At 64.2% G+C, this 23,177-nt stretch carries 12 protein-coding genes; all 12 read left to right on the top strand.

Annotated elements, in window-relative coordinates:
* Window positions 1–26 precede the first annotated feature (26 nt).
* The 12 genes from ACQY7R_RS20210 (at window position 27) to ACQY7R_RS20155 (ending at window position 23,141) form a co-directional block, all read left to right on the top strand.
* Window positions 27–551 carry an RNA polymerase sigma factor gene (locus tag ACQY7R_RS20210; RefSeq protein WP_428307359.1) on the top strand — a complete coding sequence of 175 codons (525 nt, stop codon included), beginning with the start codon at window positions 27–29 and terminating at the stop codon, window positions 549–551.
* Window positions 541–1,221, top strand: coding sequence for a hypothetical protein (locus ACQY7R_RS20205; protein ID WP_428307358.1), 681 nt, complete (start codon window positions 541–543; stop codon window positions 1,219–1,221). Before ACQY7R_RS20210 ends, ACQY7R_RS20205 begins: the two co-directional genes overlap by 11 nt.
* 205 nt (window positions 1,222–1,426) lie before the next feature.
* Window positions 1,427–3,205: a glycerophosphodiester phosphodiesterase family protein gene (locus ACQY7R_RS20200; RefSeq protein ID WP_428307357.1), complete on the top strand. Its 1,779-nt coding sequence runs from the start codon at window positions 1,427–1,429 to the stop codon at window positions 3,203–3,205.
* 195 nt (window positions 3,206–3,400) lie between these two features.
* Entirely contained in the window at window positions 3,401–3,949 is a 549-nt protein-coding gene (locus ACQY7R_RS20195) for a hypothetical protein (RefSeq protein ID WP_428307356.1), read from the top strand.
* Between the two features lie 5 nt (window positions 3,950–3,954).
* Window positions 3,955–4,170, top strand: coding sequence for a hypothetical protein (locus tag ACQY7R_RS20190; RefSeq protein ID WP_428307355.1), 216 nt, complete (start codon window positions 3,955–3,957; stop codon window positions 4,168–4,170).
* A 259-nt stretch (window positions 4,171–4,429) separates the two neighbouring features.
* Window positions 4,430–7,762 (top strand): ELWxxDGT repeat protein, encoded by a 3,333-nt coding sequence (locus tag ACQY7R_RS20185; protein ID WP_428307354.1) that lies wholly within the window; start codon window positions 4,430–4,432, stop codon window positions 7,760–7,762.
* 112 nt (window positions 7,763–7,874) lie between these two features.
* Window positions 7,875–11,150: an ELWxxDGT repeat protein gene (locus ACQY7R_RS20180; protein WP_428307353.1), complete on the top strand. Its 3,276-nt coding sequence runs from the start codon at window positions 7,875–7,877 to the stop codon at window positions 11,148–11,150.
* 108 nt (window positions 11,151–11,258) lie between these two features.
* Window positions 11,259–14,501, top strand: a complete 3,243-nt coding sequence (locus tag ACQY7R_RS20175; protein WP_428307352.1) for an ELWxxDGT repeat protein — start codon at window positions 11,259–11,261, stop codon at window positions 14,499–14,501.
* A gap of 203 nt (window positions 14,502–14,704) precedes the next feature.
* Complete coding sequence (locus ACQY7R_RS20170; RefSeq protein ID WP_428307351.1) at window positions 14,705–18,154, top strand: ELWxxDGT repeat protein; 3,450 nt, start codon at window positions 14,705–14,707, stop codon at window positions 18,152–18,154.
* 382 nt (window positions 18,155–18,536) lie between these two features.
* Complete coding sequence (locus ACQY7R_RS20165) at window positions 18,537–19,508, top strand: hypothetical protein (protein WP_428307350.1); 972 nt, start codon at window positions 18,537–18,539, stop codon at window positions 19,506–19,508.
* A 195-nt stretch (window positions 19,509–19,703) separates the two neighbouring features.
* Window positions 19,704–20,723, top strand: a complete 1,020-nt coding sequence (locus tag ACQY7R_RS20160) for a YhdH/YhfP family quinone oxidoreductase (RefSeq protein ID WP_428307349.1) — start codon at window positions 19,704–19,706, stop codon at window positions 20,721–20,723.
* Window positions 20,724–20,909: 186 nt separating this feature from the next.
* Window positions 20,910–23,141: a penicillin acylase family protein gene (locus tag ACQY7R_RS20155; RefSeq protein WP_428307348.1), complete on the top strand. Its 2,232-nt coding sequence runs from the start codon at window positions 20,910–20,912 to the stop codon at window positions 23,139–23,141.
* Window positions 23,142–23,177 lie beyond the last annotated feature (36 nt).

Below are 23,177 nucleotides of genomic sequence, written 5' to 3'. Positions count from 1 at the left end.
TAACTCACAATTAACAGGCAGCCTGCGTGCCGAGCGACGACCCACAGTCCATCTTCACCGCCTGGCTCAGCGAGCATAGCGCCGCCGTCGTGAAGGTCGCGCGCGCTTACACGCTCACCCCCGACGATGCGCAAGACCTCGCCCAAGAAATCTTGCTCCAAGCCTGGCGCTCGCTCCCCAGCTTCGCCGGCAAGGCGAGTCCCGCCACGTGGTTCTATCGCGTCGCCCTCCACACCGCGCTCAACTGGCAACGCAAAGACCGACCGCGCCGCAGCCGCCAGCAACCGCTGCTCGAAGTGCAAATCATCGCCGCCGACGGGACCACCAGCGCCGAACAAGTCCAACAACGCGAAACGGTCGAGCAACTCTACGCCGCCATCCGCCGGCTCCCCAAAAGCGACGCGGCCCTCGTCCTCCTCTACCTCGACGGCCTCAGTTACCGCGAGATCGCCGACGTCCTCGGCATCTCCGAAAGCAACGTCGGCGTGAAACTCAACCGGGCGAAGAAGGCTCTCAGCGAACAGATGAAAGGGGCGGGCCATGAATCCTGAACCGCCGAACCTCCCCGACGATTTCCAGAAAGCCTGGCAAGCGCAGGCGTCGCAAGAGCGCGTCACGATCGCCGCCGATCTGCTCCGCAGCGAAGTGGAACGCAATCAACATTCGTTCCGCACGATGATCCTGCTGCGCGACATCCGTGAAGTCGGCGTCTCGCTGCTGCTCATCCCCGTGTGGCTCTTCCTCGGAGTGTGGCTAGCATTGCCATGGACCTGGTATCTCTCCATTCCGGCGTTCATCTGGGTCGCCGCGTTCATGCTGATCGACCGCGCCCGCCATGCCGCGCCCCCCAGCACGCCCGGCGAGCCGCTCGTGCAGAGTGTGCAGACGTCGCTCGTCGATGTCGAGCATCAGATCAAGCTGCTGCGAAGCGTGCAGTGGTGGTATCTTCTGCCGATTGCGATCCCCATGCTGGCGTTCTTCGGCCAAGTCACGTGGCGAGCCTCGCAAAGCTGGCTCGAAGCGATCGTCGGCGGCGGTTGCTTCTTCGCATTCGTCGTAGCCACCAACGCGTTTCTTTACTGGGTCAATCGGGTCGCTGTTCGCAAACAACTACAGCCACGCCGCGAAGAGCTCATCAAGCTTCTAGACAGCCTGCAAGAAGAAGCCGGCGGCACGCCCCCGTCTAGCCCCGGGCTCCGCCCGGGGGTCGGTTTGAAGTAGAGAAGACGTCCCTTGAAGTGGTGCGCCACCCCCGGGCGGAGCCCGGTGCTAGGGACAATCTCATCCGCAGCGTTCCGCGTTCCCGTGCGTCTTTCACCCCGCACTTTGCGCACGCCGCCGCAATCCCGCAGCGACTCATCTATACTGCACCCGCCTTCACCCGACGCGACTCCTATCGATCCGCTCTCATTCAATCGGTGACCGAATGCCACGCCGTCCGCTCGCACAGATCACCGCACTCTTCGTCGGTGCGACCCTCGCCATCGCCGCCGCCCCCGCCCAAGCCGTCGATCTCACCTGGAACTTCGACGGCGCCACGCCCCTCGCCGCTTCGATCGGCTCCGCCACGATCCAGTACTACGATCCGCTCAGCACCAACTGGGGCCCTGGCGCCACGCAGTTCGGTACGGCCGCCTCGCTCGGACTGCCCGCCTTCCCCAGCGGCGGCAGCGGGGGAGTGATGCGTTTCCCCGCGACGACGCCGACGCAAGGCTACCAGGTTTTCCCCGGCGGCAGCGGCGCCACGGCCTACACGATGTTCTGGGACTTCCTTTCGCCCGCAGCCTACGACGGCAAGTGGCGCGGCCTGCTGCAAACCAATCTCGCCAACGACGACGACGGCGACCTATTCATCCAAAATTCAGCCAGCGGCGGCATCGGCATCAACGGCTCGTACCAAGGTTCGATCGCCCCGAACACTTGGAACCGCATCGCCATCACTCGTTCCGCCACCGGCACGCTCACCAAGTTCATCAACGGCGCCCTCGTTGGCACGCAACCAGCCGATGACGAGCGCTTCGACCTCGCCTCCTCCTTCTATCTATTCGCCGACGAAAACAACGAAACCGCCGCCGGGTACGTGAGCAGTTTCCGCTACGTCGACAGCGCCCTCACCAACGAACAAGTCCGCCTGCTCGGCAACGTCTCCGCCGCCGGCGCGACCGTTGCCGGGCCGACGATTCCCGCCCCGCCGCCAGAACCGCCGGCGCCGACGCCGCCCCTGTTCGGCCGCACGCAAATCATGGGTCACCGCGGCGGCGGCACGCTCGCCCCCGAGAACACGATGGCCGCGTTCGCCAAAGGGTATGAAGTCGGCAACGACCTCTTCGAACTCGACGTCCACCTCACCGCCGACGGCCACGCCGTCGTCTTCCACGACGATACGCTCGACCGCACCACCAACGGCAGCGGCCCGATTGCGAATCTCACGCTCGCCCAGGTGAAGGCGCTCGACGCCGGCAGCTGGTACGGCCCGCAATACGCCGGCGAGAAGGTTCCCACGCTCACCGAAGTGCTGCAGTACACCGTCGGCAAAGGCCGCACGATTCTCGACGTGAAGGTCGCCGCCAACCAAGCCTTCCGCGACGCCGTCGACGACGCCATCTTCGCCTCGCGCGCCACGTCTGACGATATCTGGATCTGGCCCTCTAGCGGCCAATACACGAGCGACCCCCGCTTCGGCAACGCCGAGATCCAACTCCTCACGTCGATCCCCAGCAATCTTAGCGACGCCAACTTACTGGCGCTGAAGGCAAGCGGCATCGACGGCCTTTCGATCGGCGACGGCTCGATCACGCAAGAAGCGATCAACGCCTTCCACAAGAACGGCATGTGGGTCGACGTTTACACCGTCAACAGTCCCGCGCGGATGGAACAGCTGATCGCGATGGGAGTCGACTCGATCGAAACCGACCGCCCCGACCTGATGGCCGACATCATCTACGCCGGCGACGCGAATGGCGATTTCGACGTCGACGGCGCCGACTTCCTCGCCTGGCAACGCGGCGGCAGCGGCATCACGCTCGCCGACTGGAAAAAAACCTACGGCCACGCCCGCGGCATCCCGGCGAACGCTTCTCCAGCGGCAACCACTGCCTCGACGAGCATCCCCGAACCCGCCGGCGTTCTCATTCTCCTCATCGCCGCAGGCGTGCTGCTCCCCCTAGCCCCGGGCTCCGCCCGGGGGTCGCGCGCCACTCGATAGAGCGCCGTCCCTACTTCTAACCGACTCCCGGGCGGAGCCCGAGGCGAGAATCCCGCCGCTCATCCCATCGCGTCAACCACAAACGCGATATCCGCATTGGCAATCCACTAACATTGCCGATATACTGCCGCCGCGTCCTTATTCGCGGCTTCTCCAGCCGCAGCCCGCGCCTTGTCCCTACCAATGGATTGAACAATGCTTCTCGCCCGCTCAGGTTGGCGCCTGCCGCTGCTGCTCGCCGCTGTCGCGTTCTCCACCGGCTGCATTCGCGAAACAACCGAAGGCACGGCCCACGTCTTCCAAAACGAACTTTGGGTGCCGATCGTCACATTCCTCGGCGGCATCGCGGCCTGCGTCGGCGGCTGGTTTGTGAAGTCGCACTCCGAACGCTTCGGCTGGGCGATGATCATCCTCGGCCCGATCGCGGCGATTGGCTTCGCGCCGTCGCTCTATCTCGATCGCGCCGCCGTCGACGATTCCGGCTTCTCGCTCCGCGCCGGCATCTGGGGCATGACGGCCGTCCATGACGTGAAGTACGACAGCCTCCGCCAGATTCATCTCACCAAGGAAGAGTCGTACGGTCGACGCGGCAAGAAAGTGAGCTACTATATGGTCTGCGATCGCACGAGCGGCGAACCGGCGAAGATCTCGCTCGGCAACCAATGCGCCGAGGCCGCGGCTCCGCTGTTCCTCGACGCCGCCCAAGCTCGCGGCATCCCGATCACCAACGAAACTGGCGAGTAACTCGAATGTCAGGCCAAGGCTCCACCGGCAACGTCATCGCGGCCATTTGCAGCTTTTTCATTGCGGGACTAGGGCAACTCGTCCAAGGCCGACTCCTCGCCGGCGGCGTCCAGTTCGTCATCGCCGCGATCGTATGGGTCGTCAGCTTCGGATTCTTAGGCTGGATCGTCCACATCTACTCCGCGTATGACGCCGCCCGCTACAAAGGCCCCGGCTACTAAGCCGCGCTCGCGGCCCGTCTCGCGATCCTAGCCCCGGGCTCCGCCCGGGGGTCGGCCTGAAGCAGGGACGACGCCCCATCAAGTGGTAAGCCACCCCCGGGCAGAGCCCGGGGCTAAAAGGCCTCCTCGTTCCCACGCTCCGCGGCATTTTCATTCGCTTGCCGCTGCGCCGATATATTCCAGCCCCTCTAATTTAGTTGCTGACCTCCGCAATCTAGCGTAGCCTAATGGCTCATCGCTCCCCCTTGCCGGAGGCCCAGTGCACCACCGCCGTTCCCGCCGCGCCGCTCACGCGAACTCGCCGCTCTGCACCAACGATCGCCTCCGCTTAGAAACCCTCGAACCCCGCCAAGTCCTCAGCGGCGTCGCCGAGCTACTGCTCGACGTTAACACCAATCCCCTGTCGATTGGCGCAAGGCCCCAACAGTATGTCGTCGCCAACGACTACGCCTACTTCTTCACGGCTAACGTCACGAGGAACGAGCTCTGGCGTACCGACGGCACGGAGGCCGGAACCCTTCACCTGCGCGATTTCTACGGAGGCGGCGAGCTTACCAACGTTAACGGCGTCGTGTACTTCAGCGCTCGCGGCGTCGTGGGCGATTCCGAACTCTGGCGCAGCGACGGAACGGTAGACGGCACTTGGCTCGTCAAGGAAATCCACCGCTACGGCAGCGCGTCGCCGACCAGTCTCGCCAACGTCGACGGCACGCTTTATTTCAACGCCAACGATGGGTTGAACGGCAGCGAGCTTTGGAAAAGCGACGGCACGGCCGAAGGTACGGCGATCGTCGCCGACTTGCTCCCCGGGAGCGTCGGCTCCGGGGCGCGCCCGACGTTCAACCTGAACGGCACGCTGCTGTTCGTTGCGAGCAACGCCGCCGGCCTGCAATCGCTTTACGTTCACGACGACTCTTCCTCTCAGCCCGTGCTGCTGGAGACGTTCACTTACGCCTCGGCAAGCAGCTCTTTCGCTAACTTCACGCAAGTCGGATCGACGGCCTATTTCACCGTCGACCAAGGCGCCTATGGCATCGACCTCTGGAAAACAGACGGCACAGCCGACGGCACGCAGCGCGTCGACGGCGTCCCCAGCGTCGAGACCTCCGGCGCGAGCTACGCGCGACGACTCGCCAACGTGAACGGGACGCTTTTCTTCGTCGCCAATCGCGTTGGCCTCGACGGCAGAGAACTCTGGAAAACAGACGGAACCGCCGCGGGCACGCTCCTCGTGAAAGACATTCGCCCCGGCACGCTGCCGTCGAATCCAAGCTATCTCGTGAACTTCAACGGAACTCTCTACTTCACGGCCGAAGACGGCGTCAGCGGCAACGAACTGTGGCGCAGCGACGGAACCGCTGCGGGAACGCTGCTCGCCCACGACATTGTCGCAGGCGGCTCCTCCTCGGCGCCGGCGCACCTCGCCGTCGTCGGCGACACGCTCTATTTCCGCGCTCAAAACGCCGCTAACGGCGCAGAGCTGTGGAAGAAGACCGGCGCCGCCGCCCCCGCGCTGGTACGCGACATCGCCGTCGGGTCCAACAGTTCCGGACTTTCGACGCTGACCAACTTCAACGGCAAGCTCCTCTTCAACGCCAGCCCCACCCAAGATGCTGCGTTCGACGCCGAACCCTGGATCAGCGACGGCACGACCGCCGGAACGACGCTCGTGAAAGACGTCCTCCACGCAACGGCGTCCGGCTATCCGTCGGTGACAGTGGAAGTCAACGGCGTCCACTACTTCCTTGCCAACGATGGCGCCCATGGCGTCGAGCTTTGGCGGACCAATGGCAGGACTGCCGGCACTTCCCTCGTGAAAGACATCCGCCCAGGATCTCTCTCCGCGTTCTCGACCAACTCCGTCCTCAAGTTCGCCAACGTCAACGGCAAACTCTACTTCCCGGCGAACAATGGGAGCAACGGCGTGGAGCTTTGGGTGAGCGACGGCACCGCGGCCGGAACAAAGCTCGTCAAAGACATAAACTCCGGCTCGGCCAGCAGCAGCCCCGCGCAACTGACGAATGTCGGCGGAATCATCTACTTCTCGGCGAACGACGGGGTGACCGGCAACGAGCTGTGGCGCAGCAACGGCACGGCCGCCGGCACTCAACTCGTCGCCAACCTGCAACCTAGCGCGATCTCGTCGACTCCCGAGAACCTTGTCACCGTCGACGGCACGCTCTACTTCACGGCCGACGCTCCGTCGCTCGGAACACAGCTCTGGAAGATTCCTGCCGGATCGTCCGCGCCCGTGCGAGTCACGAACGCCGCCAACGCCGCGGTCAATTCGCCGAACATCCCGCTCACGGTCGTCGATGACAAAATCTTCTTCGTCATGCGAGTCGAAACCACCGGGGATGAACTCTGGGTCGCCGACTCCACCGGCGCGCGCAGCGTCGTCGACCTCGATCCTAATTCGGTGTTCAGCTCTCCTTCGAACACGATCAACGTTAACGGCGTCTTTTACTTTGACGGCGTCAGCACTGCCCAGGGCCGCGAGCTATGGCGCAGCGACGGAACGACGGCAGGCACCTACCTGGTCCGCGACCTCGCACCACGGGAAGCCAGCAGCTATCCCTCCCATTTCGTGAACGTGAACGGCACGCTCTTCTTCGCCAGCACCGTGGGCTCCTACGGGACTGAACTTTGGAAGAGCGACGGCACAGCTGCCGGCACAACGCTTGCCCACGATATCCTCCCGGGCCCGCTGAGTTCGTCTCCCCTGGGCACGACGCAATGGGAGCAGTTCATTGTTATCGACGATTGGCTCTACTTTACTGCGCGCATCGACTACGCGACCGCTCAGATTGGCATTTTCCGCGTCGACGATTCGACGCCTCAGGCCATCCTCCTGACCGACGCCTACACATTGTCTCTTGGCATCCCCGGCAACCAAGGATTCTCCAACCTCAACGGCGACCTCGCGTTTAACTCGGCGGACGACTACGGCTACAACCTTGAAATGTACGTCCTCCGCCAATCCGCCATCGACCAATCCGGCGACTACACGAGCGACGGCGCCGTCGACGGCGCCGACTTCCTCGCCTGGCAACGCAGCTACAACACCCGCGTCGAACCCTTCGGCTCCGGCGCCGACGGCACCGGCAACGGCGTCGTTAACGCCTTCGACCTTGATGTCTGGAAAGGAAACTTCGGCACGCAGCTCGCGGCAACCGAAATCGCCGCCGTCACGGCTCCGTCCGTCGCCGAACCCCTCGCCGCGCTCGACGCCGCGTTCGAGAGCAACGATATTACGTTCGCACCGCTCGCCGTCGCCGCTCCGCCGGCACGGCCCGAGCGCACCGACGCTGCGTTCTCGCCGCGACTCTCCCTCGGCGCTGCCGCCATCACGCTTCGCCAAGCCACCAGCGTCGACAGCATCGCGCGCACGCCGCACCCCAGCGACCACCGCCCCCGCGCAGCCGATCAATACGCAGCCCCCGCTTCCAAGCGAAGCCCCTTCAATTCCCAGGTCTCCACGCCTCGGACCTCGCCGCTTCAACGACCAGTCGATGCCGCGAAAGGGCCTCTTTCCGCAGAACTGGCGACGGAGTTCTCCGAACCCCATGACGCCTCGCCCCCACCCCTCTAAACCTATCGTTGCCGCTCGCCGCCGGGCATTCTCCATTCCAGACCCTTTGGTTGCCTACTCCCGCAATCTAGCGTAGTCTAACGGCTTACCGCACTTCATTGCCGGAGGCCCCGTGCACCAACGCCGCTCTCATCGCTCCGCCCGCCCGACCCCGCCGCGCGCCGCTGGCAACTGCCTGCAGTTCGAAACGCTCGAACCGCGCCAAGTCCTCAGCGGCGTTCCCGAATTGCTCCTCGACGTCAATCAGACGCAAACCGCGAGTGCTGGCAGCATCGCCCTTTATGCAGCAGTTGGAGACGTCGCCTACTTCGTCAGCGGAGCGACAGGCGATCAATCGCTCTGGAAAACGGACGGCACCGTCGCCGGCACCTTGAAGGTCCGCAATTTCGAAAGCGTCGCTCAACTCACGAACGTCAACGGCACGCTCTTCTTCGCCGCCAGCGAGCAGTTTGCTAACGTCGAACTCTGGCGCACCGACGGAACCTATGCCGGCACGACGCTTGTCAAAGAGATTCGTCCCGGAGCGTCCGCTGCCGTGGGCTCGCTATGGAACGCCGGCGGCACGCTCTTCTTTCGCGCCAACGACGGCATTGTCGGCGGAGAGCTTTGGCGATCAGACGGCACCGCAGCCGGCACGCAGTTGGTCAAAGACATCCGCCCAGGCCTCACGGCCTCGACGCTGGGTGCAACCAGCTCTCTCGGCAACCTCCTCATCTTCGCCTCGAACGACGGCACGAGCGGCACAGAACTCTGGCGCAGCGACGGTACCGAAGCGGGAACTTATCTCCTACAGGACATCATGCCCGGCGTCGCGAACTCCCTCCCCAGCTCGTTCGCCGAAATGAACGGCGCCCTCTACTTCGTCGCCGACGCCCCCGGCAGCGCCCGACAACTCTGGCGCACCGACGGCACGGCCGCCGGCACGCTCGCGGTCGCCGACGTCAACCCAATCGGCTCTGATGAAATCAACTACCTCGTCAATGTCAACGGCACGCTCTTCTTTGCCGCCAGCGACGGCTCAGGCACGGAACTCTGGAAAAGCGACGGCACGGTCGCCGGCACGCAAATCGTAAAGAACATCCGGTTCGGCGACGGTTCCAGCCCTCGGAATCTCATCAACGTCGCCGGCAAACTTTACTTCCAAGCCAACGACGGCTCCACCGGACACGAACTTTGGGTCAGCGACGGCACGGTCGCCGGCACGGTCCAAGTCCTCGACATTAATCCCGGCGATCTCTCCGGCGCCCCCAGTTCGCTTGCCAACATAGGCGGCATCCTCTATTTCAATGGCAACGACCAACCCACAGGGCAGGAACTCTGGAAGAGCGACGGCACCGCCGCCGGAACCGCCCGCGTCCGCGACATCCGCCCCGGAACCGGCAACTCGACGCCCTCCAACTTCACCCTTATCGGCGACAAAATAATCTTCTTCGCAAACGACGGCGCCCACGGCATCGAGCCCTGGGCTACCGACGGAACTGAAGCCGGCACCTCGCTGCTGAAAGACGCCAACGCGATCACCGGCAATTCGTTCCCCACCGCGCCGGTGAACGTGAACGGCATTCACTTCTTCGTCGCCAACGACGGCGTCCACGGCAACGAGCTCTGGCGCACCGACGGCTCCGCCGCCGGAACAACTCTCGTCAAAGACATCTTGCCCGGGCAAGTCGCCTCGTCGATCAGCTATCTGACGAACGTCAACGGTACGCTCTTCTTCCGCGCCAACGACGGCGTCTCCGGCTCGGAACTGTGGCGCTCCGACGGCACGGCCGCGGGCACGACTTTAGTGCGCAACATCAATCTCGGCGGCCTCTCCTCGTCGCCGCGGATGTTCTCCGCCATCGGCGACTTGCTCTACTTCACGGCCGACAAAGAAGGTCTCGGCGCCGAACTATGGAGTAGCGACGGAACCGAGGCGGGAACCGTCCTCGTCAGCGATATTTTCTCGGGCTCAATCTCCTCCACCCCTGGTCCCGCCGTCTCGATGGGAGGCGCCATCTACGTCGCCGCGAGCGGTTCCGGCACCGGCCAGGAACTTTGGAAGATCAACCCTCAAACGAATCAAGCCGAGCTCGTCGCCGACCTCCGGCCAGGCACGCTCGGGTCAAACCCGAACTACCTGACTGTCTCAGGAAACCGGCTCTTCTTTACGGCTCGCAACGACGCAAACGGCGCGGAGCTTTGGGCCTACCAGCCCGAGACCGGCGCCTACCTTGTCAAAGACATTAGATCAGGCGTCAGTGACCCGCGCATTAGTTCGCTGGTCCCCTTCGCAGGGGGCGTCGCATTCGCCGCCGAGACCGTTCAGTTTGGCGCCGAGCTGTGGCGCAGCGATGGAACCGCAGCCGGCACCCTGATGGTGGCAGACCTCAACCCGGGGGCGCTTTCCAGCTACCCCCGCTATCTATTGAATGCGAACGGCACGCTCATCTTCTCCGCCTACGACGACGTTCACGGCAACGAGCTGTGGCGCAGCGACGGAACTGCCGCCGGAACTCAGCTCGTGGAAGACATCGCTCCCGGCTTGGCGGGCTCGTTCCCGCTAGGAATTCAACGGCAGTCTGGCGTCTATGCCATCGTTGGCGACGACCTCTATTTCACCGCCAGGCCAACCTCGTCAGCGAATGACCCAGCCATCTTCCGCGTGAACATCGCCTCTGGCCCCGCTACGCTCATCAGCGACTTCCCTAATGCCGGCGGCCGCACCCCTATCCCCAGCTGGCTCGCCAACCTGAACGGAGAGCTCGCGTTCGCAACGACTGACAGCTACTTCGGGAATGAGCCCTGGATTTTCCGCGACAATGCCCTCGCAGGCGCCGGCGACTATAACTCCGACGCCGTCGTCGACGGCGCCGACTTCCTTGCCTGGCAACGCGCCTACGGGCAACGTCCCCCAACGCCAGGAACCGGCGCCGACGGCTCGGGCAACGGCCTCGTCAACGCTAATGATCTGATCGTCTGGAAAGACCACTTCGGCGAAACGACTGCCGCGCCGCCCTCCGTCGCTGCGCTCGACGCCGCGTTTGAGAGTAGCGACGTTGCGTTCGCACCGCTCGCCATCGCTGCGCCGCTCACACAGCCCGAACGCACCGACGCTGCCTCCTCGCCGCGACTCTCCCTCGGCGCCGCTGCGCTCACGCTCCGCCAATCCACCAGCGTCGATGGCGCCGCACGCCCCTCGCGCACCGGCAACCAACAACCGCTCGCCCCAGACGATCATCCCACACGCACTATCAAGCCCACGTTAACGAGCATCGCGCCGCACCTCTCCAACGCCTCCCCACGGACTGCGTCGCTTCAGCGACCAGTCGGCCCCGCGCCCCGTTCCCTATCCCCCAAGCTCCCAAAAAGCATTCCCTCCGCCGCCCACGAAGCCCCGCAACCGTAGCGCACGGCCCACGCACCGCGCGCCTCCCTCATTCCAGACCCTTTGGTTGCTTGCCGCCGCAATCTAGCGTAGCCTAACGGCTTATCGCATTTCATTGCCGGAGGCCCAGTGCACCACCGCCGCTCGCCATCGCCGTCTCCCGCTGCCAACCGCTTGCGCTTCGAGTCGCTCGAATCCCGCCAGGTCCTTAGCGGCGTCGCAGATCTGCTGCTCGACGTCAACGCGGTTCCGATAGGGACGACTGGCTCTGCGCCCTTGGCGTACGTCGCCAACGGCGACCACGTCCTCTTCACCACCACTAACTCTGCAGTCGCGGAGCTTTGGCGCACCGACGGCTCCGAAGCGGGCACGACTCGCCTCCGCACCTTCCAGCCGGGAGGCCTCGCGCTCACCAACGTCAACGGCGTCTTTTATTTCACCGCCAGCGAATCATCGAGCAACTTCGAGCTCTGGCGCACCGACGGTTCCGCAGCCGGCACTTGGCTCGTCAAAGACATCCGCGCCGTCGGCGCTTCGGCGCCCACGGCCCTCGTGAACGTCAACGGCACGCTCTATTTCCGCGCCACCGACGACGCGACCGGCACGGAACTCTGGAAGAGCGACGGTACGGCCGAAGGCACGGTAATCGCCCGCGACGTTTTGCCTGGAACGACCTCCTCGCAAGCCGTGCCGCAATTCAATCTCAACGGCTCGCTCGTCTTCACGGCGCGCGACGCCGGCGGAAACTACTCGCTATTTCTCGACGGCGGCTCTGCGTCGCCGCCGACGTTGCTGAAAACGTTTGGTTCAACCTCGTCGAACGGCCCGTTCGCCAACTTTACGCAAGCTGGACCGGCGCTCTACTTCACCGCCAACCAGGGCCTCGACGGCGTCGAACTTTGGAAGACCGATGGCACAGCCGCCGGCACTATTCGCGTCGCCGACGTCGATCCTTCCGGCAACGACTCTCTGAGCCGCCTTACGAATGTCAATGGTACGCTCTTTTTCGTCGCCGACCGTACGACGCTCGAAGGCGCCGAACTCTGGAAAAGCGACGGAACCGCCGCTGGAACAGTCCTCGTCAAAGACATCCGCAGCGGAATTGCCGCCTCCGACCCGAAGTATCTATTCAACTACGGCGGAGTTCTCTACTTCGCCGCCGACGACGGCGTCAACGGCAACGAACTCTGGCGCAGCGACGGCACCGCCGCCGGAACCGTGCTCGTCGAGGACGTCAACGTCGGCTCGGCAGCCTCGAATCCAACTGAATTCGCCAACATCAACGGCACGCTCTACTTCAATGCGACCACCGCGAGCGCCGGCGCCGAGTTCCGCAAGCTCGATGGCGGCAGCGTCGCGCTCGTCCGCGATATTCTCCCGGGCGTCGGCCCCTCCTGGGCGAGTCGATTCACCAACTTCAACGGCCAAATCCTCTTCACCGCCACCGGCAGCAACGCCGTCGGCGCTGAACCTTGGATCAGCGACGGCACCGCCGCCGGAACGCGAATCGTCAAAGATATCCGCATTTCCACCGATTCATCCAATCCTTCCACCACGGTGGAAGTCAACGGCATTCATTACTTCATTGCCAACGACGGCGTGCGCGGCAACGAACTTTGGCGAACCGATGGCACAAGCGCGGGCACGTACCTCGTCAAAGACATTCTCCCCGGCGCCGGCTCCGCCTTTCCCGTGTCGCTGACGATTGATCTCGTCAACGTCAACGGCAAGCTCTACTTCGCCGCCAACGACGGCGCGAGCGGCATCGAGCTCTGGACCAGCGACGGCACCGCCGCCGGAACGACCCTCGTCGCCGACGCCAACCCCGGCGCCTCCAGCACCTTTCCCCGCCTGTTCACAAACGTCGGCGGCGTCCTTTACTACGCGGCGAACGACGCCAGCGGCGCCGAACTCTGGCGCAGCAACGGAACCGCCGTCGGGACCATGCGCGCGGCAGACCTCAACCCCGGCGCGCCCTCTTCGCTGCTGGATCAGTTCGTCGTCGCCGCCGGAACGCTCTACTTCACGGCCGTCACGCCGACGACAGGGCGCGAGCTCTGGAAGCTCGCCCCTGGCGCGTCGACGCCCGTGCAAGTCACCAACTTCGCTGCAGCGACAATCGAGACGACCGTTGCGCGACTGACAGTCGTTGGCGATAAGGTCTTCTTCGTCATGCGCGACGACCTCGCTGGCGACGAGCTCTGGGTCGCCGACTCCGCCGGCGCCCGCCGCGTCATCGACCTGCAGCCCACCGGACTCAGCGGCGCTCCGACGAGCATGGTGAACGTCAACGGCACGCTCTTCTTCACGCCTCTCACCTCCGACCACGGCCGCGAGTTGTGGCGCAGCAACGGCACGCCCGCAGGAACCTTCGAAATCCTCGACATCGTCCCCGGCTCCAACGGCAGCAGTCCGCTCAACCTCGTCAACGTCAGCGGCACGCTGTTCTTCAGCGCCGCGACGCCGGCCAACGGAATCGAACTCTGGAAAAGCGACGGTACGGCCGCCGGCACGCTCCTCGCCGCCGACATCGTGCCCGGCTCTCCAGGTTCCGTTCCCCTTAGCCCCTTTCAAACTCCGCAGTACGTTGTCATCGGCGAATGGCTCTACTTCGTCGCCAGAACGCAACTGTCGAATAGCGGCATTCTCTATCGCATTAGCAATGCCTCGACGAGCGCCGAACTCCTGACAGACGCTTACTCGTTGAGCAGCCGACAGACAAGGAATCTCATCAATCTCAACGGCGAGTTGGCATTCGTCGGCGGCGAGCTCGACGGCATCGGCCCCGGCGTTGAGATGTACGTTCTTCGCTCAGCCGCCATCGCTCAAGCTGGCGATTACACAAGCGACGGCGTCGTCGACGGCGCCGACTTCCTCGCCTGGCAGCGCAGTTTCAACACGAGAGTCGAGCCATACGGCTCCGGCGCCGACGGCTCGGGGAACGGCATTGTGAACAGCTTCGACCTCGACGTCTGGAAAGGAAACTTCGGCGAGCAGACGTCGCCCGCAGTAGTCGCCGCAAGTGAACTAGCCGCCGTTGCGACGCCGCCCGCAGCCAACTCCCTAACCGTGCTTGACGCCGCCTTCGCGAGCACAGACGGTCCCGTCGCACCGCTCGGCGCTGCCGCGCTCACGCTCCACGATCAAACCGCCGTCAACAGTCCAGCCCGCCCCTCACGTCCCCCACGTCACCACGCATCGGTCGCTTCCCCAACGCTCTCAACAGTTCCCCCACGGCCTCAATCGATTCATCGGACTGCGTCGCTTCAGCGACCAGTCGGCGCCAAAACCGATCTCGCTCTCCCCGCAGCTCCCGCCGACGAGCCCGAACCTCTTCAGGCCGCCTTCAACTCCCCGCTCACTGGCGATTAAAATACGCTAATCATCGCCAAATTTTATTGCATCTATAAAACCGGCGTCCGTATACTAGCCCACGTCGACCGCCCCGCGGCGGCGACGCGCTTTTCCACGGAAAACAACGGGCGTGGAACACCCGACGTTTTACCTGCGTTGGCTGAGTGAACCGGAACTCATTCCGCCGACTACCTCCCCGACAAGCAAAAGAAGAGGCCGTCATGCACAAGCACCCCTTCGGTGGACGCTATCGCCGCGCGCACAACGCAGCGCCAACCCGCGATCGGCGCTTTCTGTTCGAGTCGCTCGAAGAACGGCTCGTCTTCAGCGGCGCCTCAGAGCTGCTGCTCGACGTCAACGCGACCCCCGACAAAACTCCCGGCTCGAACCCTTCCGCTTACGTGCCGCTCAACGGCTTCAGCTACTTTGCCTCAGGGTGGGCCGGATTCAGCGGGCTTTGGAAAACCGACGGAACCCCGGAAGGGACGACGCTCGTCCGCGAATTCAGCAACATCGGCCTACCCGTCAATTTCAACGGCGCCCTCTACTTCTCCGCGTCCGAAGCCGGCTCCGGCAACGCCGAACTCTGGAAATCTGATGGCACCGCGGCCGGCACCGTTCTGTTCAAAACGATTAGTCCCAGCTTCAGTAATAATGGCTTCGGTTCATTCTCTAACGTCAACGGCACGCTCTTCTTCCGTGCCGGCGACGGGGTCAGTGGCAGCGAGCTTTGGAAGAGTGACGGAACCGCCGCCGGAACCCAACTCGTGGCCGACGTCCGCAACGGCTCCGCCTCGTCCACGCCGCAAGGCCTCTTCAACTACAGCGGGCTGCTCCTCTTCACCGCGACGATCAACGATTCCGCCGGCGATCTCTGGCGCAGCGACGGCAGCGCCGCCGGCACCTTCCGCCTCACCAACATCGCCTACGGAGCCACGCTGCCGCGGGACTTCATCGAGTTCGACGGCCGAACCTTTTTCACCGTGGTCGGCTTAAGCGGCAAACGCGAACTCTGGAGCACCGACGGTACAACCGCCAGAACGTCGCGATTCGGCAACCTGGAACTCACGAACGATGCTTCACGCGGCGCGCTCGTTAACGTCAACGGCAGCCTCTACTTCACGGCTAACGACGGCGCGAACGGCTCCGAGCTCTGGCGCACCGATGGCACGACCGCCGGCACGCAGCTCGTCAAAGATATTTTCGTCGGCGGCAGCTCGGCGCCTGCCAATCTGCTCAACGTCGGCGGCACGCTCTACTTCGCCGCCAACGACGGCGTGAACGGCGTCGAGCTCTGGCGAAGCGATGGAACCGCCGCCGGAACGTCCCTCGTCGCCAACATCTCCGCTAGCGGCAGCTCGAATCCCGCTAATCTCTTCAATCTCGACGGCACGCTCTACTTCGCCGCGAACGATGGCGTGAGCGGCGTCGAACTCTGGCGGAGCAACGGAACCGCCGCCGGAACGACGCTCGTCGCCGACGTCGCTCCAGGCGCTGCAGACTCGTCACCCGTGGCGGCGACGACGCTGGCGGGCAAGCTGCTCTTCCGAGCTAACGATGGCGTAAGCGGCATCGAACTTTGGTCGACTGACGGAACCGCCGCCGGAACGTTCCTGCTCGACGACGCCTCCGCGGGCTCCGCCAGTTCGAGCCCGAGGAACTTTGCAGCGATCGGAAACAAGATCGTCTTCACCGCGACGTCCGCCGCCGTAGGTTCCGAGCCCTGGGTGACCGACGGAACCGCCGCCGGTACGAGGCTCTTGAAAGACGTCGCGAACCCCACTCTCGGCTCAGCCGCGACAACGCCGGTCAACGTCAACGGCATCCACTACTTCGTCGCTACCGACGGCATCCACGGCGCCGAACTTTGGCGCACCGACGGAACCACCGCTGGCACGTCGCTCGTCGCCGACATTTACCCCGGCTCGCTTTCGTCGTCGATCACCGAGATCACCAACGTCAACGACGTCGCCTACTTCGTCGCCAACGACGGCGTCCATGGGGCCGAAGTTTGGCGCACCGACGGCACGGCAGCGGGAACAGTGCTGGTGCGCGACGTCCAGCCTGGCGCTGCCGGTAGCGCGCCGACGGAACTTACCAACGCCAACGGCCTCCTCTACTTCTCAGCCAATGATGGCGTGAGCGGCAGCGAGCTCTGGCGCACCGACGGAACTATGGCCGGTACGAAACTCACGACCGATCTCGCTCCCAGTTCTGCCTCGTCAACGCCCGTCGAACTCACGGTAATAAACGGCGCGCTCTACTACACGGCGAAAATACCGTCGAGCCGCAACACGCTGCTCATGAGAGTCGACCTTTCAATCCCTAACCAGACGCCAGTCAACGCCACTCCCGACAAACAATGGTTATCGGCTTTTGGATTGGCAGCGACGGAAAATCACCTCTTCTTCTACGCCGTCGAGGCGCCAGCGCCAAACGCCCCAGCGCTTTGGTCGTTCAATGAAACGGATGGATTGTCCGTCGTATTCACGCCGGCATACACGATATCTATTACCCAGCTCCCTTCGTTAGCTGCGTGGGACAATTCCCTGGCGTTCTTCGTGCGCACGCCGGGTGCGGACGCAGGTCTTTGGCGCACCGATGGAACGGTTGCAGGGACTTACAAACTAACTTCGCTTTCACCCATCGCCGCCAGTCTGTTCGAGCCATCGCAAGTCACTTTCGGCAATGGATTGCTGTTCTTCAACAGTCTCAGCGCTAACAACGCGCGGCAACTTTGGCAAAGCGATGGAACAGCGGCCGGCACTGTCGTCGTTAGCAATGTCGCTTTAAGCTCGCCATCGTCACCGGTGTTCGGTACGGAGTCTTTGTTCGCTGTCGTCGGCGACTGGCTCTACTTCACCGTCACATCGCCGCAAAGTTCCTTTGAGTACAATCTCTACCGCACCCAGGGTACGTCGACAGGGGTGATGCTGGTTAGCGATTTCGACAGACCGATTGGCGGTTTCACAATCTACCCGAGTTCGCTCGCCGCGATTGGCAACGACTTGTTTATGGCGGCTTCAACCCCCGTCACCAGCGTCGAGCCGCGCATCCTCCGCGCCGCCGAGGTCGATAAGTCGGGCGACTACAACGCCGACGGCGCCGTCGACGGCGGCGACTTCCTCGCCTGGCAACGTTCCTTCGGCACGCGCGCCGCCGCGCCAGGGCAAGGCGCCGACGGAACGGGCAATGGCGTCGTCAACGCCAACGATCTCGTCGTCTGGAAAGACAACTTCGGCCGCGTGACGCCAATCGCAACGCCCGCCGAGACGCTCGCCTCGCTCGTCGCCGAAGAACCGCTTGCCGTCGTCGACGCCGCATTCGCGAGCGACGCGGCCAGTGAAAGCGGTAATGACGTTCTCGCCGAGCCCGTCGCAGCCCCGCTCGAACTCGGCGCCGCAGCGCTCGCCTTGCACGATGCGACGGCGGTCGCAAGCAACGCCCGTCCCGTTGCAACCGACAGTCGGCGGCACGATCGCTTCACTCCCATCGCAACCGGCTCGGCCGCCCCCGCGCTGCCTGTCGCCTACCGCCAAGCAGATCGCAGCTTCGCCTGGCGACAAGTCAACGCGGCGTCACGCCAATCCGCAACGAATGCTCAAGCCTGGGCCACAGCTTTCGACGACCTGAACCTCGAACGTCCGGCGCCGAGTCTCGCCAGCCGCTGACCGTCAGTGACTGCGTGCTACTCTTCGTAAGTTTCTCGCGTTCCCACGCCCCGCGTGGGAACGCTTTTTTCTGCGCGCGGCGTCAATCCCCAAATATCGGCCACCGGTCCGTTTTCTTTTAGCCCCCGGTTCTTCAAACCGGGGGCGAGCAGCGTCGCGCCCTTCTCTCGCGTCGAAAAAAATACGCGGTGGCCAAATTTAGTTGTCGAAACCGGGCCACCAGTTTTGCTAACGTGAACTCGCGTCCGCGAGGTGCACATTCTAGCCCCGGGCTCCGCCCGGGGGTCGCGCACCACAGGGCGACGCGGACCAACACGACCAAGTCACCCCCGGGCGAAGCCCGGGGCTAGAGGCACGTTCATACACACAGGGGAACCATCACATGCAACGTCAATACATCCGCCAACGCGAACGCGTCTTCACCGAAGAAATGAAGGTGAAATTCTGCGAGCTAGTCCGCAAGAGCTACTCACTCGCCGAAGCCGCCCAAGGCGTCGGCGTCACCCTTCGCACGGTCCAGCGCTACCGCCGCGAAGAAGAAGATTTTGACCAAGAAGTGCGGATGGCGAAACTCGCCAAGCCAGACCCATTAAAGCTGATGGAGTCGGCCGCCAGAACGCATTGGCGGGCCGCAGCCTGGCTGCTCGAACGCACCAAACCCGAAACCTACGCCCGCAAGCGGGGCGACCTCGCCTCCGGCCTGAAAGTCACGAAGGCGCTGCGACTCATGATGGAAACCGCGCTCGCCAACACGCCGGAGGAAGCCCGCAGCGAGCTCTTCAAGCACCTCGATAAAACCTACGAACACGTGCTCGACTGCTGCTTCCCGAGCCTCGGCCCCTGGGACCGCCCGCGCGATCCGAAAATGGCCGACACGCCCATCGTCTTCCGCGAACGCGCCAAGTCGGCGCCCGTGATCCACAACTACGGCCTCGGCACCCCCGACGAATGGTCCTTCGCCGCGCCGCAACCAACCTTAGCCCCCGGTTCTTCAAACCGGGGGCCCAACGCTACGCCGCCCAACGTAGGGTGGGTGCTCGCACCCACCACGCCCAGCGAGGAGTCCATCGCCCCTTCGCAAACCGAGCAACCTCCAGCGCCACAAACGACGATCGACTGTGCCATCTCCAACGAACCCGAAACGGCAACGGTGGGTGCAAGCACCCACCCTACGGAAGCGGAGCGCGCCCAACGCCACCAAGAGCTCCTCGACTGCGGCGTGCGCCTCATGCAAAACGAACAACGCCAAAAAGACCGCGACAAGTACGACCGCTTAATGTCGCGTAAAACGAAGAAAGCGACACCAGCGACGCGAACCGAAAAGCGACGTCAGAACCGCCGCCGCGCCGCGTAGCTCAACGGGGTCGGGGGCCTTTTGCCACTGGGTGCGTACCACTGAATTGATGATCGGCAGTGGCAAAAGGCCCCCGACCCCTTCCGCGCACCACGCCGAACAATCCGTCGCGCTGTATAACGACAAATCACGCTTCGCCGAGCGCCTGCAATCGCGCTCGTCGCTCTCTCTCCGCGCACAGTCGCTAGCTTACCGATGTCGTCACAAAATCATTTCCCATGCCTCATGGTCCGCCGCAACGCCGCCGGCGCCATCGCGTGCGGCGTTGAGCAACTCACAATCGACGACCTCCCGCCGGGCGAGGTCCTCATCCAAGTGAGCGCCTCGTCGCTCAACTACAAAGACGCGCTCGCTTGCCGCGCACACGAAGGGATCGTCCGGTCGCTGCCGCACGTGCCGGGAATCGACGCCGCCGGCCGCATCGTCGAGATTACCGCCGAGCTCACCGCCGCCGATTTTCGCCCCGGCGATCCGGTGCTCGTCACCGGCTACGACCTCGGCTCCGCCGCCTGGGGCGGGTACAGCGAGTTCATCCGCGTCCCCGCCGAGTGGGTCGTACGCCTGCCCGTCGAGCTCACCGCCGACGAAGCGATGACCTACGGCACCGCCGGCTTCACCGCCGCGCAGTGCGTCGAGCGAATCGTCAACCACGGCGTCACTCCCGCCGACGGCGAGATCGTCGTCACCGGCGCGACTGGCGGCGTCGGTTCGCTCGCAGTCGCGCTCCTCGCGAAGCTCGGCTACACGGTCGCCGCCGTCACCGGCAAACCGGACCAAGCGCCGCTCCTCCATGAACTCGGCGCCGCCTCAATTCTCGCCCGCGACGCGGTCGCCGACGCCACCGATCGCCCGCTTCTGAAAGGCCGCTGGGCCGCCGCCGTCGACACCGTCGGCGGCAACGTGCTGGCAACGCTGCTGCGCAGCACTGCCTATCGCGGCTGCGTCACCGCCTGCGGCCTCGTCGCGGGCGACCAACTGCCGCTCACCGTTTACCCATTCCTCCTCCGTGGCGTGACGCTCTACGGCATCGATTCCGCGAAATGTCCCCGCGCGCCCCGCCTGGAGATCTGGCGGCGCCTCGCTACGGAGTGGAAACTAGAACACTTGGAACGCCTCCGCCGCGAGATCAGCCTCAGCCAAGTCCCCGCCGCCGTTGAAGAAATGCTAGCCGGCCGAACGCACGGCCGCATCCTCGTGCGACCGGTGCTAAGTTGAGTGTGCCACTGGCGTGTCGCCAGTGCGAAGTGCCGTTAGCAATTGGTGACCATCTGGTTCGCAAGCGGCCTGATTGATCAGGCTCCTTGCAAGCCAAACGACTGCCATGCCCTTGCGGCGCCTCAGCACTGGCGACACGCCAGTGGCACCCAATCAAACATCCTCCATCACAGCGCACACAGAAAAATGCACACGACTTTCCGCATTTTCCTTAGTGCTCTCTGCGTGCTCTGTGCTCAAGCATTCACCGCAGCCGCCGAACCAAACGCTCTCCCCACCGCCGCCGAGCTCGCCCCGCACGTCACCATCCACCGCGACGAGTTCGGCCTCGCCCACGTCATTGGCGACGATGACGAGGCGACCATCTTCGGCTACGGCTACGTTCAGGCCGAGGATTACTTCTGGCAAGTCGAAGACGTCTACATCCTCGCGCTCGGCCGCTACAGCGAAGTCCACGGCCCGCAGGGGATCAACTCCGATCTGCTGAACCGTGCCTTCGAAATCGTCCCCCGCAGCCAGCGCGACTTCGCCGCGCTCGATCGCAAGTCGCAGCGACTCTACGCGGCGTTCGTGGCAGGGATCAACCACTTCCTCGCGATGCACCCCGAAGTCAAACCGCGTCTGATCGAGCGGTTCGAACCGTGGCACGTCCTCGCTTACTTCCGGCAAGTCGCGCTCGAACTTTCGTTCCGCTTCACCGGCCTCTCCGACGAGTTCCTGCCGCGCCGCAATCCGCAAATTTGGGCCGCCACCGGTTCGAACGGATGGGTCGTCAACGGCGCCCGCAGCGCGAGCGGCCATCCGCTGCTGATGGCGAGCCCCCACATGCCGTGGTTCGGCTTCACGCAGCTCATGGAGTCGCACCTCCAGAGCAAAGGCGGCGTCGACGGCGCCCCGTGGAACTTCATCGGCGCCGGTTTCTACGGCAGCCCCACGCCCGCGATGGGTCACAACGATCGCCTCGGCTGGACGCTGGTGACCAATCGCCCTGACATCGCCGACCTGTGGCGGGTGAAGTTCAGCGATCCGCAGCAGCCGCTCGCCTACGAGTACGGCAGCGACTACCGCCAGGCGGAGGAGTGGACCGAAACAATTCGCGTTCGCAAGTCGACCGGCCTCGAAGATCGCCGCCACCTCTTCCGCAAGACGCACCACGGCCCGATCGTTCAGCGCGAAGATGACAAGACGATGCTTGCCGCGCGGATCTCGGGCCTCTTCGAAGCGGTACCAATGCGGCAAGCCCTCGGCATGATGCGGGCGAAGAACCAAGCCGAGTTCCGCACCGCGCTCGCGCCGATGCAAATGCTGTTCATGAACATCGTTTACGCCGACGCCGACGGCAACTCGTGGTTTCTCTACAACGGCCGCATCCCGCGCCGCAACCCGCGGTTTGATTGGTCGCAGCCGGTCGACGGCGCCGACCCCGCGGCCGAGTGGCTCGGCGTGCACGAACTCGAAGAGCTGCCGCAAGTCTCGAACCCCGGCGCCGGCTTCCTACAGAACTGCAACTCGACGCCGTTCCAAGTGACCGACGGCGGCAACCCTCAGCCGCAAGACTTCCCCAAGTACATGGTCGGCGACGGCGAGGTTCGCAATCGCCGATCGCTCCGCTCGCTCGAACTGCTCCGCGGCGTCAACAAGATCACGTTCGCCGACTGGCAGCGGCTCGCGTTCGACACCGAAGTCTATTGGGCTCGCCAGGAGCTGCCGAAGTACGCCGCCGAACTCGAAAAACTAAAAGCAGCCGATCCGAAGGCGGCCGAGCAAGTGCGACCTTATCTCGAACACTTGCTCGCGTGGGATGGCCGCATCACCGCCGACTCGACCGCGGCGACGCTCTGCACGGCGTGGTACGAACTTCTCTACGGCCCCAGCTATCCGGGCGAAACGATGCGTGCGCAGTTCGTCGACAAGCCAGAGAAGCAACTCGCCGCGCTCGTGCGAGCCGCGGAAGGGCTCGTTGATTTCCATGGCGATTGGAAGGTTCCGTACGGCGAACTCTACCGCTCGCAGCGGACCTCGCGCGTCGCCGATCTCACCGACGCCCGCTTCGTCGACGGCGGCCCGAGCCTCCCCTGCATCGGCGGCCACGGCCCGATGGGGGTCGCGCTCACGCAGTACTACTCGCCGAGCATCGACATCCCGCTGGTGATCTCGCAACGCAAACGGTACGGCATGGCGGGGGTCTCGTACCTCGCCGCGTGGGAGTTCGCCCCCGAAGGCGTCCGCGGCGCCAGCCTCGTCCCCTTCGGCGTGAGCGGCGACCCGCGCTCGCCGCACTACTTTGATCAAGCGAAGCTGCTGGCGGAACAACGATTGAAGACCGAGCGCTTCACCGAAGCGCAAGTCTTACGCCACGCCGTCCGCAGCTACCGCCCGGGCGAGGAAGTAACTCCTGCGATGCCGAAGGCTGATTAGTCTCTCGCAGAGGCGCAGAAGCGCAGAGAAATACAG

The organism is Lacipirellula sp. (genome assembly GCF_965279485.1).
In the GTDB taxonomy this organism is placed as follows: domain Bacteria; phylum Planctomycetota; class Planctomycetia; order Pirellulales; family Lacipirellulaceae; genus Lacipirellula.
This window is presented reverse-complemented; position numbering and strand designations above follow the sequence as displayed.

Coding starts and splice junctions, on each gene's coding strand:
- ACQY7R_RS20205 (WP_428307358.1), top strand. CDS start 541: ATGAATCCTGAACCGCCGAACCTCCCCGACGATTTCCAGAAAGCCTGG.
- ACQY7R_RS20200 (WP_428307357.1), top strand. CDS start 1,427: ATGCCACGCCGTCCGCTCGCACAGATCACCGCACTCTTCGTCGGTGCG.
- ACQY7R_RS20195 (WP_428307356.1), top strand. CDS start 3,401: ATGCTTCTCGCCCGCTCAGGTTGGCGCCTGCCGCTGCTGCTCGCCGCT.
- ACQY7R_RS20190 (WP_428307355.1), top strand. CDS start 3,955: ATGTCAGGCCAAGGCTCCACCGGCAACGTCATCGCGGCCATTTGCAGC.
- ACQY7R_RS20170 (WP_428307351.1), top strand. CDS start 14,705: ATGCACAAGCACCCCTTCGGTGGACGCTATCGCCGCGCGCACAACGCA.
- ACQY7R_RS20165 (WP_428307350.1), top strand. CDS start 18,537: ATGCAACGTCAATACATCCGCCAACGCGAACGCGTCTTCACCGAAGAA.
- ACQY7R_RS20160 (WP_428307349.1), top strand. CDS start 19,704: ATGTCGTCACAAAATCATTTCCCATGCCTCATGGTCCGCCGCAACGCC.
- ACQY7R_RS20155 (WP_428307348.1), top strand. CDS start 20,910: ATGCACACGACTTTCCGCATTTTCCTTAGTGCTCTCTGCGTGCTCTGT.